16 protein-coding genes are annotated in these 14353 nt (G+C 66.5%); 6 read left to right on the top strand and 10 right to left on the bottom strand.

Features of this window, described 5'->3' with window-relative positions:
* Positions 1 to 3 precede the first annotated feature (3 nt).
* Positions 4 to 1470, top strand: a complete 1467-nt coding sequence (locus GM1_RS16130) for an alpha,alpha-trehalose-phosphate synthase (UDP-forming) (protein ID WP_008380563.1) — start codon at positions 4 to 6, stop codon at positions 1468 to 1470.
* Entirely contained in the window at positions 1467 to 2225 is a 759-nt protein-coding gene (otsB, locus tag GM1_RS16125) for a trehalose-phosphatase (RefSeq protein WP_008380561.1), read from the top strand. The genes GM1_RS16130 and otsB overlap by 4 nt, the downstream gene beginning before the upstream one ends.
* Here otsB and GM1_RS16120 read toward each other — a convergent pair.
* A complete protein-coding gene (locus tag GM1_RS16120; protein ID WP_008380559.1) occupies positions 2212 to 2967 on the bottom strand; it encodes an SDR family NAD(P)-dependent oxidoreductase in 756 nt (251 codons plus the stop codon). The two genes, otsB and GM1_RS16120, sit on opposite strands and share 14 nt — an antisense overlap.
* A gap of 41 nt (positions 2968 to 3008) precedes the next feature.
* Between GM1_RS16120 and GM1_RS16115 the strand changes: the two genes are divergently transcribed.
* Positions 3009 to 4136 carry an ROK family transcriptional regulator gene (locus tag GM1_RS16115; RefSeq protein ID WP_008380557.1) on the top strand — a complete coding sequence of 376 codons (1128 nt, stop codon included), beginning with the start codon at positions 3009 to 3011 and terminating at the stop codon, positions 4134 to 4136.
* On the opposite strand, the gene deoC is transcribed toward GM1_RS16115, so the two are convergent.
* Positions 4133 to 4810: a deoxyribose-phosphate aldolase gene (gene deoC, locus GM1_RS22985; RefSeq protein ID WP_008380556.1), complete on the bottom strand. Its 678-nt coding sequence runs from the start codon at positions 4808 to 4810 to the stop codon at positions 4133 to 4135. The two genes, GM1_RS16115 and deoC, sit on opposite strands and share 4 nt — an antisense overlap.
* 27 nt (positions 4811 to 4837) lie before the next feature.
* Between deoC and purU the strand changes: the two genes are divergently transcribed.
* Positions 4838 to 5728: a formyltetrahydrofolate deformylase gene (gene purU / locus GM1_RS16105; RefSeq protein ID WP_008380554.1), complete on the top strand. Its 891-nt coding sequence runs from the start codon at positions 4838 to 4840 to the stop codon at positions 5726 to 5728.
* 117 nt (positions 5729 to 5845) lie between these two features.
* Positions 5846 to 6697, top strand: a complete 852-nt coding sequence (locus GM1_RS16100) for a DUF559 domain-containing protein (protein ID WP_040520413.1) — start codon at positions 5846 to 5848, stop codon at positions 6695 to 6697.
* Positions 6698 to 6738: 41 nt separating this feature from the next.
* On the opposite strand, the gene GM1_RS16095 is transcribed toward GM1_RS16100, so the two are convergent.
* From GM1_RS16095 to GM1_RS16070, 6 genes are all read right to left on the bottom strand, one after another.
* Positions 6739 to 7839 (bottom strand): LmeA family phospholipid-binding protein, encoded by a 1101-nt coding sequence (locus GM1_RS16095; RefSeq protein WP_008380551.1) that lies wholly within the window; start codon positions 7837 to 7839, stop codon positions 6739 to 6741.
* Complete coding sequence (locus GM1_RS16090; protein ID WP_008380550.1) at positions 7836 to 8654, bottom strand: carbon-nitrogen hydrolase family protein; 819 nt, start codon at positions 8652 to 8654, stop codon at positions 7836 to 7838. Before GM1_RS16090 ends, GM1_RS16095 begins: the two co-directional genes overlap by 4 nt.
* Positions 8655 to 8683: 29 nt before the next feature.
* Positions 8684 to 9571, bottom strand: coding sequence for a hypothetical protein (locus GM1_RS16085; RefSeq protein ID WP_157436099.1), 888 nt, complete (start codon positions 9569 to 9571; stop codon positions 8684 to 8686).
* A gap of 64 nt (positions 9572 to 9635) precedes the next feature.
* Positions 9636 to 10421, bottom strand: a complete 786-nt coding sequence (locus GM1_RS16080) for a class I SAM-dependent methyltransferase (protein ID WP_008380548.1) — start codon at positions 10419 to 10421, stop codon at positions 9636 to 9638.
* On the bottom strand, positions 10418 to 10930 hold the full coding sequence (locus GM1_RS16075) for a DUF2505 domain-containing protein (RefSeq protein ID WP_008380547.1): 513 nt from the start codon (positions 10928 to 10930) through the stop codon (positions 10418 to 10420). Before GM1_RS16075 ends, GM1_RS16080 begins: the two co-directional genes overlap by 4 nt.
* A 22-nt stretch (positions 10931 to 10952) precedes the next feature.
* A complete protein-coding gene (locus GM1_RS16070; protein WP_008380545.1) occupies positions 10953 to 11441 on the bottom strand; it encodes a DUF2505 domain-containing protein in 489 nt (162 codons plus the stop codon).
* Between the two features lie 24 nt (positions 11442 to 11465).
* Between GM1_RS16070 and GM1_RS16065 the strand changes: the two genes are divergently transcribed.
* A complete protein-coding gene (locus GM1_RS16065) occupies positions 11466 to 12530 on the top strand; it encodes a UDP-N-acetylmuramate dehydrogenase (protein ID WP_008380543.1) in 1065 nt (354 codons plus the stop codon).
* On the opposite strand, the gene GM1_RS16060 is transcribed toward GM1_RS16065, so the two are convergent.
* Together GM1_RS16060 and GM1_RS16055 are read right to left on the bottom strand one after the other, a co-directional pair.
* Positions 12508 to 13581, bottom strand: coding sequence for an alpha/beta fold hydrolase (locus GM1_RS16060; RefSeq protein ID WP_008380541.1), 1074 nt, complete (start codon positions 13579 to 13581; stop codon positions 12508 to 12510). The two genes, GM1_RS16065 and GM1_RS16060, sit on opposite strands and share 23 nt — an antisense overlap.
* A gap of 24 nt (positions 13582 to 13605) precedes the next feature.
* Positions 13606 to 14352, bottom strand: coding sequence for a MerR family transcriptional regulator (locus GM1_RS16055; protein WP_008380540.1), 747 nt, complete (start codon positions 14350 to 14352; stop codon positions 13606 to 13608).
* Position 14353 lies beyond the last annotated feature (1 nt).

Genomic DNA, 14353 nt, shown 5'->3' with positions numbered 1-14353 from the left:
TCGATGACCGACACGGGTGCTGAATTCGTCGTCGTAGCCAACCGGCTCCCCGTCGACAAGCGTGTTCAACCCGACGGGACGGTCACGTGGAAGCGTGCACCGGGAGGTCTCGTCACGGCTCTCACCCCGACTCTCGCGACCCGCGAAGCCGCGTGGGTCGGGTGGAGCGGCGCAGCCGCCTCGACTTCGCTCGACGAGCAGGGAGCTCCGCTCGACGAGCAACCGCGGGTGGACGGGATCGACATTCATTCGGTGCCGTTGAGCAGCGGCGAGATCGCCGACTACTACGAGGGCTTCGCGAACTCGACCCTCTGGCCGCTGTATCACGACCTGCTGGTGGAGCCGGTGTTCCGGCACGACTGGTGGGACACCTATGTGACGGTGAACCGGCGGTTCGCCGAGGCGACTGCCGCGTCCGCTGCGCAGGGCGCCACCGTCTGGGTGCACGACTACCAGCTCCAACTCGTACCCGCGATGCTGCGGGAACTGCGCCCGGACGTGCGGATCGGGTTCTTCCTCCATATCCCGTTCCCCTCGTACGAACTGTTCACCCGGCTCCCGTGGCGCCGCGAACTGCTCGAAGGGCTGCTCGGCGCCGACCTCGTCGGGTTCCATCTGCCGGGCGGCGCGGAGAACTTCCTGACCCTCGTCCGCCGGGTCCTCGACCTGGACACCTCCCGCGACCCCGTCGGCGTCCGCGACGGACTCGGAAGCATCACCACCGGCACGCGCACCGTGCGGGTGGGGTCGTTCCCGATCTCCATCAACGCTGCCGATGTCGCCGACCAGGCGTCGAAGACGCTCGACCGTGCGGCACAGATCCGCGCCGAGCTCGGCGATCCGAGAACGATCCTTCTCGGCGTCGACCGCCTCGACTACACCAAGGGCATCGACGTCCGGCTGAAAGGCCTCGAAGGACTCTTCGCCGCGGGCCGTCTCGACCCGGCGGAGACCGTGTTCGTGCAGCTCGCCAGCCCGAGCCGGGAACAGGTCGACAGCTACATCGCCGTCCGCAATCGCATCGAGCGGAGCGTCTCCCACATCAACGGCACGTACGGGACCACCACGTCGCCGCCGGTCCGCTACCTGCTGCAGCCGGTCCCCCGCGACGAGCTTCTCGCGTACTTCATGGCGGCGGACGTCGTCCTCGTGACACCGCTCCGAGACGGTATGAACCTCGTGGCGAAGGAGTACGCAGCATGTCGTGCCGACCACGGAGGCGCGCTGGTGCTCAGCGAGTTCACCGGAGCGGCCGCAGAGTTGGGTGAGGCCGCCTACCTTCTCAATCCTTACGACGACCAGAACGTGATGGACGTGATCGAAGCGGCCGTCACCGACGACCCGACAGCGAAACGGACACGGATGGCCGCTCTGCACCAGCAGGTGCGCGACTTCGACGTCGACCTGTGGGCCAACAGCTTCTTGCAGTCCCTCGCGGGTGCGGGTGCGGCGAATGAGGAGATCGCGTGAGGATCGACGGCCCCCTCGGTCATGCGATCGCCGAGTTCGCCCACCTCGACCGGGTGTTGCTCGCCTCGGACTACGACGGGTGTGTCGCACCGATCGTCTCCCGTCCGGAAGACGCCAAACCCGATCCCCGGTCGGTCGCAGCGCTCGCCGCTGCCGCCGCACTGCCCGGCATGGATGTCGCACTGGTGTCCGGACGAGCTCGCGCCGACCTGGCCGCGCTGTCTGGGCTCGGAGATCCGGTGGTCCTGGTGGGGAGCCATGGCGCCGAGTTCGACACCGGCTTCGCCGACCCCGTCACCGCCGAGAAACGTGCGCTGCTCGATCGAGTGATCACCGAGTTCGAGGCTCTCGCCGCCCGTTTCCCCGGAACATCGGTCGAGATCAAACCGGCAAGCACCACCCTGCACGTCCGAAACGCTTCACCAGAGGATGCGGACGCGGCACTCGCACTCGCGGCCGAGGGTCCCGCGTCGTGGGAAGGCGTGCACGTGACATACGGCAAGGCGGTCATCGAACTGGCAGTGATCGAGACGAGCAAGGGTCACGCGCTTGATCGTCTCCGCGACATCGGCCATGCACAGGCTGTGCTCTACATCGGCGACGACATCACCGACGAGAAGGCGTTTGCGCGTCTCAACCTGCCCGGCGACGTGAGTGTGAAGGTCGGCGACGGCGCAACGTCGGCGCGGTACCGCATCGACGGCCCGGACGACGTCGCGGACGTTCTCGAAGCGGTTGTCGCTAGCCGGTCTTGATGTTGCGTCGAGCACTCGCCTGATCACGCGGCTTGAGGACGATCTGGTCCATGTTCACGTGCGGCGGGCGTGACGCGACGAACGAGATCACTTCGGCCACATCGTCGGCCACCAGCGGCTCGAGTCCGGAGTAGACGGCGTCGGCCTTGTCTGCGTCGCCGTCGAACCGGACCAGGGAGAACTCCGTCTCGACCATTCCAGGGGCGATCTCGGTGAGGCGGATCGGCTTGCCCAACAATTCGAGGCGGAGGGTGCGATGGATCATCGCCTGCCCGTGTTTGGCCGAGGTGTAGCCGGCGCCGTTGTCGTACGGCTCGATCGCAGCGAGCGAGGTGATCGTCACGATGAGCCCGTCGCCGGACGCCTCCAGCGCAGGTAGAAGGGCTTTCGTGACGCGCAGGGTGCCGACGACGTTCGTCTCCCACATCCACCGCCAGTCGTCCAGGTCGGCGTCGGCGACCGTCGCGAGGCCCTTCGCGCCGCCTGCATTGTTGACGAGGACGTCCACGCGGTCGAGACCTGCGACGAACCTGTCGACCGACTCGGGGTCGGTCACGTCCAATTGCCGCGCGCGTCCGCCGATCTCTGCGGCGAGCGCTTCCAGCCGATCGACCCGGCGAGCGCCGAGGACCACGTCGTAGCCGTCGCCGGCCAGTGCACGGGCGGTCGCGGCACCGATCCCCGAGCTCGCTCCGGTGACGACGGCGACTCGGCGGGACGTGTCAGATGCGGCGGTGCTCATGCAGCCATAGTAGAGCCGGGTCGACTGCTAGCTTTGACGCCATGAGCTCAGGCGGCGTCGTCCCTGCACGACTACGAGTCGGAACCGGACCGGCAGCGGCGGTTCTCCACGCTGTCCGTGCCGGAGGCCCGGTCACTCGCGATCAGATCGTGACCGCAGTCGATTTGTCTGCGGCGACGGTGAACCGTCAGGTCAACGCGTTGCTCGAAGCCAAACTGATCACCGAGCGACCCGACCTCGTCGACACCGGAGCCATCGGCAGGCCGAAGATTCCGTTGACCCTCGACCGGGACCACTACTGCGTGGCAGGCATGCACGTCGGCGCGCTGCGCACCGCCCTGGTGGTGGCCGACCTCCGCGGTCGCACGCTGTACTCGCACGCCATCCGCACCCAGGAGTTCGCAGGAATCGACGCGTCCGACGCGGTGCGTCGCCTGTGCGGGCTGCTGCGTGAGCTCGCCGACCGGTTCTCCGGCCGTCGTGTGCTGTGGGGCGGTGCAGCGATCGGTGGCGCAGTCGACGCCGACACCGGCATCGTCGACCATCCGATCCTGAACTGGCATCGCCAGCCGCTCGGCCCGGAGCTGACGGCGGCGCTCGGTGTCCCGGTGTCGGTGTCCGAGCACGTGCAGGCGATGGCCGCAGCCGACCTGATCCTGTCGGGGTCGATGGACCACGGGCAGTCGGGCCTGTTCTTCTACGCCCGCGAAACCGTGGGCATGGCGATGACGTTCGCGGGCGAAGTCCACCAACCGATGCACGGCGCCGGAACCATCGCCGGGCTGCCCGTGGCGCCCGGAATCCTGTCGACCGAGCCGATCGCCCCTCTGCAGTCGGTGATCGGAACCGAGGCGACCGCGTCTGTAGCGGCACGCCTCGGCGTGCAACCGGACGCCAGTGTGATCGCCGATCACCAGGCTCGGGTGCTCGGCGAAGCGGTGGCCGCCATGCGCGATGTGATCAATCCCGACGAGATCATCGTCGCCGGCGACGCGTTCGCGACCCACCCGCAGGGGCTCGCGCCGGTCCAGGCGGCGTTCGACGCCGCAACCCGGATCGACCGACCCTTGCAGATCAACCCGACGTGCTTCGGGATCGGTGTCCCGGAGGCCGCCGCGATCGCCGTCGCGCTGTCGGCGGTGTACGTCGACCCGCTCGCGGTCGTCTAGAGCGGGAATCCCTCGAGGACCGCGCGCGATCCCGACAACCCCAGACGGCTCGCGCCCGCGGCGATCAGTTCAGCCGCGAACTCGGCGGTACGGATGCCGCCACTCGCCTTGACCCCGACATGGGGGCCGACCGCCGCACGCATCACCTCGACCGCGCGGACGCTCGCACCGCCGGCCGGGTGGAATCCCGTCGACGTCTTCACGAAATCGGCGCCCGCCTGCACTGCCTTCTGACAGACCTGCGTCAACCCGTCCTCACCGATGGTCCCCAGCAGGACCGCCGACTCGACGATCACCTTCAGCAGGACATCCGATCCGATGCCCTGCCGGACAGTCATCACGTCGGCGAACACTTCGTCGTAGTGACCGCCGACGGCGGCGCCCACGTCGATCACCATGTCGATCTCGCGAGCTCCCGACTCCACAGCGAACCGCGCCTCAGCAGCCTTCACGAGGGAATGATGTTTACCCGACGGGAAGCCTGCGACGACGCAGCTGCGCACGGCGCCTGTGTCGATCGGCAGCATCGACGGCGACAGGCAGACCGCATGAACGCCCAGGTCGACGGCTTCGGCGACCGCCGCTTCGGCATCGGCCCGTGTCGCTTCCGGCTTGAGGAGAGTGTGGTCGACGAGGGCCGCGACGGCGGCTCGGTTCAGGTTGCTGTTCGTCACAGGTTCGAGCTTGGCACACTTAGACCCGTGACCACCGCACAGCGCCCTGCAAGCGACGACGCACGACGTCTCGTTCTCACCCTCGGATGCCCCGACACCACCGGCATCGTCGCCGCCATCTCCGGCTTCATCTCCGATATCGGAGGATGGATCACGGAGGCGTCGTACCACTCGGACGAGTCGACAGGATGGTTCTTCACACGTCAGGCTGTCCGCATCGACTCCGCGGAGATCAACGTCGACGACGTTCGTGCGCGATTCGCTCGAATCGCAGCAGACATGGGCCCGGAGACTGAGTGGACGCTCACCGACACGTCGGTCGAGAAGACCGCGGTGCTCTTGGTCAGCAAGGACAGTCACTGCCTCACCGATCTGCTCTCCCGCGCCGAGCGCGGCGAGTTCCCGGCGACGATCGCTGCCGTCATCGGCAACCATCGCGACCTCGAGGAACTCACAACACGTTTCGGCGTCCCGTTCCACCATGTCCCGTTCCCCAAGGACGGAAAGACCGGGGCGTTCGCCGAAGTGCGGCGCATCGTCGACGGCTACCAGCCCGACGCCATCGTGCTGGCGCGCTTCATGCAGATCCTGCCCGCCGACCTCTGCGAGGCCTGGGCCGGACGTGCGATCAACATCCACCACAGCTTCCTGCCGAGCTTCGTCGGCGCCCGGCCCTACCACCAGGCTTTCGACCGTGGCGTGAAGCTCATCGGCGCCACCTGCCACTATGTGACGGCCGATCTGGACGCCGGTCCGATCATCGAGCAGGACGTCAGTCGCATCAATCACGACTACACGACGGCCGACATGGTCCGCCAGGGCCGCGACATCGAGACCCTCGTCCTGTCTCGCGGAGTCCGCTGGCATCTGGAGGACCGCGTCCTGGTCTACGGCCGAAAGACCGTCGTCTTCACCTAGTGCCGCGGAGACGCATCACCACAGGTCGATCTGTGGATGACGCACGCGTTGTCCACAGATGTCGACTTCTCGTGACGAACCCGAAGCGACCCAGAAGATGTCGGCGATCCTTGCGGCATGAATCCGATACGCACCGGGGTGTACTCCGCGCAGCACCTGATCAGGCGGTTGGGCCGTGCGGGTTTCGCCGAGTGCATCAAGAACGGCATCGCGCGGAAGATCCGCCGCGGTTGGTATGCAATCGGCGACCCGCCCCAGGATCTGGTGACCGCTGTTCACCGGGGCGGAGTTCTGAGTTGTGTGTCAGCGCTGGAGAAGCACGGCGTGTGGGTACCCGAGCAGCCCGATGTCCACATCCGAACCAGTGGCCGCGCGGCCCGCATCCCGGACAGCAGGTTCTGTCAGCGGTTCGGTCGGGACGACCCGGCCTGTGCCGCGATAGACGACACCCCGACAGCAGTGCAATATGCGGCGCGTTGCCTGGATCGCGGGGAGTTCGTCGCAGTATGCGACTCCGTGATGAATCTCGGGTTCATGACCGGCGAGCAGATCGACTACCAGTTCCGCAACGCACCGAAGCGAATTCTCGCCCTGCTCGACCGATGCGACGGCAGGGCGATGTCCGGCCCCGAGTCGATGATCCGCTTCTTTCTCGAGGGCAAGCATGTCAAGGTCCGCATCCAAGTGCAGATCGACACTGTCGGTCAGGTCGACCTCTTGGTGGGAAAACACTTGATCATCGAGACCGACGGCCGGGAGTTCCACCTCGAACGCTTCGATGAAGATCGCGCCCGCGATGTGGCCGCGTCTGCGCTCGGCTACACGACGCTGCGCTTCAGCAGGGATCAAGTTCTGTACGAGTGGGAGTATGTGACGACCTCGATCATGGAGGCGATCGCAGCCGGAGTCCATCAGCGGCCGTCACGTCGTGTGAAATGTGCACGTGAGCGCTTCTACACCGAGCTATAAGGGGTAGTACGTCCGCTCAGGTACACATTTCACACGGTGGTTCAGATCGAGCAGCTGCCGGACGATTCGCCCGCGGCGGACTGCCCCTCGGAGGCTGCCTTCAGGTTGACGTCGGAACCGGAGAACGCGAAGTCGATGCCCGATCCGGTCACCTTGAGGTCGCTGACCTTGATCTGCTTGAACAGCGGTCCGAACATCGACGTCGTCACCTGGTCGACGATCGGCTGCGCGAAGTCGGAGGGCAGCCCGAACATGAGAGCGGTCGCATCCTTGACCTCGAACTTCACTGTCCCGTTGCTCACGGTCGGCTTCAGCGTCACTGTCGCGGGGATGCTCAGGATCGCGATCGGAACCTCGGTCTCGAGCTTGATGGTGCCTGCGTTCGCGTCGGCCGAGATCGACTTGATCGTCGCGCCGCCGCTCTGCTGGCTCTCGTTGCTCAGTTCGGTGATCCGCTTGTACGGCAGGTAACCCGAGCCTTTGAGCGATCGGACTGTGCCGCCGTCTGTGCTGATTCCTTCGGCACGCGCGTGGAGCCGCATGTCGGCGGCGTCGCCGTCGTTGGTGTCCACCTGGACCCACGGCACTTCACTGCCGAACACTGCGAGCAGCATCGGCTTTCGCGACACCGACACGTCGGTGGACGCGCCGGTCAGCCCGCCGAATGCGTTCGAGATGCAGTCAGTGACCTTGCTGCGCATGTACAGCTCGGAGCCCACGCCCGCGATGACGAGCAGCAGCACCACGGCTGCGGAGATCAGGGCGATGGTGCGCCTGCGGCCGTGCTTGTTCGCCGCCGGCGCGGACTTCGTCACGGGGATCTCCGGGCTGGAGCTCGCGACGGGGATGCCCGGGTTGCTCGGCGCATCGAACGCACCGGTGCCGAGTGCTTCCATCTGACGGGTCGGAGGGCGCGACGCCTGTGAGTAGGCGTGCGTCGCGGGCTCTGCCGGGCGGCGGGTCGGGTCGATCGGTCCGGTGATCACTTCCCCGGTCGGGGTGTCGTCAGCCGCGTCCGTCGACTCTGCGGGGCCCGCCGGTTCCGGCTGAGCCGGGTCCGCCGAAGGCGTCGCGGCAGCGGCATCTTCGACGGGTGGGCTGTTGTCGGGAGTATCCCCGCTCGGAGTGCTGTCGTCGGTCATGCTCGGGTCCCATCCAGGCTGCGGATGTCACGGCGATTGGCGCCGATCGCCAGCGCCGCTCGCGCCTTGTCGGTCCGGGTCAGGTCGATGTCGTGCAGATCGACCCGTTCACCGGAGTCATAGTCGGCGATCACGCTACCGAACGGATCTGAGATTCGGCTATGGCCCACCCCAGTGGGAGCTGACGATTTCCGAGCCGCCGGATCGGTCGGCGACGCCTGCCCCACGGCGACGACGTGTGTCGCGGAATCGAGGGCCCGCGCCGATACGAGGAGTTCCCACTGCTCCTGTTTGCCCGGACCGGCACCCCACGATGCGGGTACCACGATCAGTTCTGCACCCCGACGTGCGAGTTCGGTGAACAGTTCGGGGAACCGGATGTCGTAGCAGGTCGCGAACCCGACCGCGTGTCCCGCGATCTCGGCGATCACGGTCCGGTCCCCCGGCGCGATCGTCGCCGATTCGCTGAAGCCGAACGCGTCGAACAAGTGAATCTTGTCGTAGCCGATCGGCGGCAGCCCGGGACGTGCCACCAGCAGGGTGTTGTGGATCCGGCCGTCGTCGGACGGCGTGAACATGCCTGCGACGACACTGATCCCGACCTCGGTCGCGACGTCGGCGATCCGTGACGCCCACGGCCCGTCGAGCGGCTGCGCGACGTCGGTCAGCGACACCCCGAAACGGCACATTGCGGCTTCTGGGAACACGATCAGGTCCGCGCCGCCGGATGCGGCCCGCCGCATTTCGTCGATGATGCGCGTCAGGTTGGTGTGGGGGTCGGTTCCGGTCGAGATCTGGGCCATCGCCAGCCGCACGCGGTACTCCTCGCTGTTGTGCTCGACGATCAGCGTTGGTACAGCGTGGAACCGTCCGGGCCGCTTGTCGAACTGATGAACTTGGCGAAACAGTGATCCTTGTCGAGCGATTGACTCACGCACCACGACAACGCTGAGGACGGTGTCGAGAACTGCTGCGCTGAGACGATGACCCACCAGTGCTTCTCGGTGAAGACGGGCCAATCAGCTGAGCGGAGCAGCCGTACGTTCGGATATCGCTGCTTCATTGAAAGGTACTCGCTGTAGATCGAGGCGTTGTCCCAAGTCCGTCCTTCGGCGTACAGGCCCGGCCATTTTGCACTCACCTGCGCGGCCCACCGGTTGTCGGAGTTCGACCGCATGTACGTGGTGTCCGACGCCGAGGACGAGGCCAGGTCGCGCGCAGCCTTCGCCTCCGGATCGACAACCGTCGTGGTGGTCGTCGGGCCCGGTTGTGGATTCCCGACCTGCGCCGTGGTCGTCTCGACCGTCGAGTCCGACGAGTCCGACACCTTCTTCCAGACCACGACGCACCCGATCACCAACGCGATGACACAGGCGATCGCCAAACCCAGGATCACGCCGCGCGCGGCAGACTGCCCGGACCGACCGTAGGGCTGCGGATACCCGGTCATCGGATACTGGCCGGAAGGATACTGGCCCGCGGGATACTGCGCGCCGGGGTACTGGGGGCCGGGGTACTGGGGGCCGGGGTACTGGGGGCCGGGGTATTGGGGTTCGAGCTGGGAAGCGGGGTAGCCGTAGGCGTCCTGGTCCTGCGGGAGACCGGGGTTGGCGAACTGCTCGGTTGATCCCTTGTCGAGCGATACGCGGTCCGACCCGATGTCACGCTGCACCGTCTCCGCGAAATGATTCACCCCTGGCTGCTGCCCATCGGGCGATCCTGGCGTCGACATGCGCTCATGGTAGTCGCGTCGAATGCCTGTGCTGAGAGCATCGTCCGTTCAGATCACCCTAGTGTCAGGACGGGTGAACCGCCGACCAGGGCACGGTGAGCATGTTGTCCACCCGCCGACCACGCGGGACGACGACCGGCACTCCGTCGTCGGCGAGCATTCCCAGCGCCACCCTCCACCGGTCACGTGGCCCGAAAGCTGCCTGTCCGGCCGCTCGATCCCACGCTCGGTCGGCGGCGACGAGCAGGTCGTGGACGAGTTCGCCCGGCACGTTGCGGTGAATCAGCGCCTTCGGCAGTCGCGGCGCAAGATCAGATGGCCGATCCGAGTGGGTCGGCGACCAGCACAGAGTCAGTTCGACGGGCCCGTCGGCGTCGAGCAGCACCCAGCAGTGTCTACGCCCGATCTCATCGCACGTGCCCTCGACGATCAGCCCGCCCGGCGCGAGCGCCGATCGCATCTGCGCCCACGCCTCGTCGACTTCGGCCTCGTCGTACTGCCGGAGGACGTTGAAGGCGCGGACCAGATTGGGTCTCAGTCCGGCGAGTTCAAACCCGCCGAGCGCAAAGCGGACACCGTCACGAGGTTCCACGATCCGGTCCGGATCGATCTCGAGACCGACCAGGCTCAGTCCTGGGACGACGGCACGGAGGCGGTGAGCCATCTCGACGGCGGTGTCCGGGCGTCCGCCGTACCCGAGGTCGACGGCGAGCGGCTGCGGCACGTCCAGTGCTGCCCGCACCCGACGGTCGCCCGCCATCGCGCGGTCGACGCGGCGCAGTCGGTTGATGTTGGTGGTGCCACGGGTGATCCGTCCGAGCGGTCGGCCCGCCCGTCCGGATCGGGTCATGCGAGGTTCTTGCTCACCCATTCGGCCGTGAACTCGGCCTCACCGCGGAACAGGTCCACCAGGTTGATCAGCATCAGCTGTTCGAGTTTGCCGTTGATGAACGGAAGGAAGACCTTCACCTCGGTCGTCTTGCGGACGGTGCAGCCGGTCTCCGTCGGAAACAGCACCTGCTCGCCGTTCAACGAGCCCGGACCGGCGGGGATCGACGCAGTATAGGTGCCGGGCGTCTTGTCGGCGACGAACGCGCCGAGCGTCTCCACCCGCGTGATGACCATGTCCTTCTTCATCACGGTCTGAGCGACCGGCGGGAGCATGTCGCGTGTGATCGTCTGCTTGAGGACCACTCGCATGCCGTCGTCACCGGACTCGAACTCTTCGACGTTCGAGATGGGCGTCAGTTCCCGGAACTGCACCATCAGCGCGTCCCAGTACTCCCGCTGCATCTGCGCCTGGTAGATCTTCTCCGCCGGGTGCTCGTAGCGGGCGGAGTAACTGAGCCGTCGTGCCATGGACCCCAGGGTAACTGGGAAATTAACTCTGCTGGAAATCGAGCGTTGCGTCGCGCTCCGCGTCCAGAAGGATGACGACCTGCTCGGCGACGGCGCGTTCGATCTTTCCGCCGACAAACGGGATCGGAACGTCGATGCTGCCGGCGTACTTCGCCACAGCCTGATCGCCCGCGATCGTGATGTCACCGAAGATCTTGGCCGGAGCACCCGTCACCGATGCGTCCATCCGGCCCGTGATCGTGTCGCCGTTTCGGGTGAACACGCAGGTGCGAGGGATCTCCAGATCGCCCGGGCGCACCGCGGTGACGGCCTTCGGCAGGTTCGCCGCGGCGATGCCCTGCTTGGTCACGACGGTCACCGAGTCGCCGTCGACGGTGAACGATTCGAGGACACCGTGATCGGCGTTGGTCGCCTTCAGCAGATCACGCCAGTACTGCTCACTGCTGAGCAGAGACCACAGCTCTGCCACAGAGAACGGGTACGACACCGAATGCTCGAAGTTGCTCGCCATGAAGGAGAGGTTACCGTTACCCGCATGACCCACGCACAGCTCCTGTCCGCGTACACCACGCTGCGTCTCGGCGGACCCGCGCGAGCCGTCGTCGAGTGCACGGACACGGCGTCGCTCGTGGCGACGGTGACCCGACTCGACCGGGCCGACGAACCGGTCCTGTTGATCGGTGGTGGATCGAACCTGGTGATCGGCGACGACGGCTTCGCGGGCACCGCGGTCATCGTCCGCAGCACCGGCATCACCTTCGACTCGGACGACGACGGACCGTTCGTCACCGCCGCTGCCGGAACCGACTGGGACACGCTGGTCGCCGCGACCGTCGACGCAGGCTTCGGTGGACTCGAATGCCTCTCCGGCATCCCCGGCGCCGCAGGCACCACGCCGGTGCAGAACGTCGGCGCGTACGGGGTAGAGGTCGGCGACCTGCTGCGCGGCGTCGAACTGCTCGACCGGGCCACCGGCCGAGCCGAGTGGGTCGCACCGTCGGCCCTCGAGTTGGCATACCGGACGTCGAAGCTCAAGGGCACCGACACACACGTGGTCCTCACGGTCAGCTTCCGGCTCAATCCGGGCGGAGTCTCGCAGCCGATCGCCTACCGAGAGTTGGCTCAGCGTCTCGGCGTGGACGAAGGCTCGTCGGCTCCCGCCGCCCAGGTGAGAGATGTGGTGCTCGGCCTGCGGGCGGGCAAGGGCATGGTGCTCGACGCCGACGACCACGACACGTGGAGTGCGGGATCGTTCTTCACCAACCCGGTGGTCGGCGACGACCGGATCGACGAGGTGATGGCGGCGATCGTCGCGAAGGTCGGCGACGATGTGAAGATCCCCTGCTTTCCGTCCGACGGCGGATCGAAACTGTCGGCGGGCTGGCTCATCGAACGGGCAGGCTTCACTCGCGGCTACCCCGCCGAGGACGCTCCCGCGCGACTGTCCACCAAGCACACTCTGGCGTTGACGAATCGTGGTGCCGCGACCACCGCCGACCTGGTGACGTTGGCCGCCGACGTGCGGGACGGGGTGCGCGACGCGTTCGGCGTCGTCCTGCACCCCGAGCCCGTGTTCGTCAGCTGTTCACTGCCTCGCTGACATCGCCGAGGACGGTGTCGAGCACTGCGTTGAACGCGTCGGCGCGCTCGAACGGCACCATGTGACCCGCGCCCGGGAACTCCGTGTACGAGTGCAGCACCCCGTTGGCTCGGAGCACGTCGGCCATCTCCCGTGAATGCTCCACCTTCGTCAAGCGATCCTTCGCGCCGACGACAACAGCGGTCGGAACGGAGATCCGTTCGAGGCCCGCGGTCACGTCGAGGCTGTACATGGCCGTTCCCCATGCGCCGCGCGCCGACGGCGAACACGCGGCGAGTTGCTTGTCGGTGAAGTCGACATGCGCCTGCCGCGCGACCGGGCCGAGAGCGACGTAGTGCGCGATCCTGGCGCTCAAGTCGTTGCTCGCAAGAGGAAGCGGCAGAGAGACGAACGCACGCTCCACCACCGGTTCGGCCGGACGGAGGAAACGCGGAAGTTCGGGAACGAGCTGCTGACGCTGAACGACGTCCTTCGCAGCCGTCGACGTCAGGACGATGGCCGAGATCTTCTCCTCCATCCCCGAACCGAACTGCGCTGCCCACGACATGATCGTCATCCCGCCCATGGAATGCCCGACCAGCACGGCTCGTTTGCCCTCTGGGACCATCTCCTCCAGGACGGTCTGCAGGTCCTGACCGAGGAGTTCGACGGACGGCCGGACCGAGCCCAGCTCGGACAGTCCGTGCCCTCGATGGTCATACGCGATGACTGCGCGGCTGTCCGCGAAGTGATGGAACTGCGGATTCCAGAATCCGGTGTTGCACGTCCATCCGTGAATGAGGACGATCACCTCGTCTGCGGCGTCGACGTCGCCGAGTGTCGCGACGTGGAGCAGTGCACCGTCCGGCGTTCCCACGACGGACGAGCGGGGCGCCTTTGCCGGCGGCTCGACCCGCGGGTCCGGACCGTCCTGGACGGGGGTCGGGTACTTGAACGCCTCGCGCAGAATGAGCGCTCCGACAGTCCCCAGTTCGGCGGCGATGACACCTCCGACTACTCCCGCGCCGATCAGCGCGCCCTTGCCTAGACCACGCCAGTTCACGTCAACCATGAGTGTTCCTCTCAGTGCACGGCGTCAGTCACCCGACGACGCCGCGGGGCCTTTCGACTTGTCGAAGATCGAGCTCGCCTCGCCGACTGCGCGGGAGATCTCGTCGTCAAGTGCTTTCGAGAACGCCGACTCGACGATCTCGTGCGCCATGGGACGCACAGTCTGGATGAGTTCAGCGATCCGCGTGAATGTCTGGTCTCCCAGCTCCGGCAGATTCTCGTCGAAGTACTTGTCAGTGATCAACGAGACGAAGCTGTGCGCGACGTCGGCCAGATCCTGCTCCACTCGCACCCACATGTCGAGCAGCACGTCGATGTCAATACCCGCTTTGACCAGGGCTTCAGCACTACCGAGTACTTCTGGGTTGCGCACCGCGTAGTGCGCGCCGTCTTTCGTGAGGAGCCCGAGCTTCTGACTGATACCGATCGCCCGATCCGACGCTCCGAGCGACTTCCGCAGCTCCGTGATGGTGATGGTGGCGGCCCGTTTGATGCTCATCAACCGGTTGGTCTTCGGCGACGCGCGCAGTACGTGCTCCACCTTCATGCCGTAATGCGCCGCGTGCAGAAGCTCGCTGATCGTGGCGAACGTGTAGCCGCGCTCGAGCATGCGGGAGATCAGGTTGAGCCGGACGAGGTGCTCGTCGGAGTACCATCCGGTGCGGCCGCGGATGGTGGGTGCGGGCAACAATCCGCGGTCCTGGTAGACGCGGATGTTGCGGACACTGACGCCCGACACCTGGGCGAGGTCGTTGATGCGGTATTCGGTCATG

This window comes from Gordonia malaquae NBRC 108250 (genome assembly GCF_000344135.1).
Taxonomy (GTDB): Bacteria; Actinomycetota; Actinomycetes; order Mycobacteriales; family Mycobacteriaceae; genus Gordonia; species Gordonia malaquae.
This window is presented reverse-complemented; position numbering and strand designations above follow the sequence as displayed.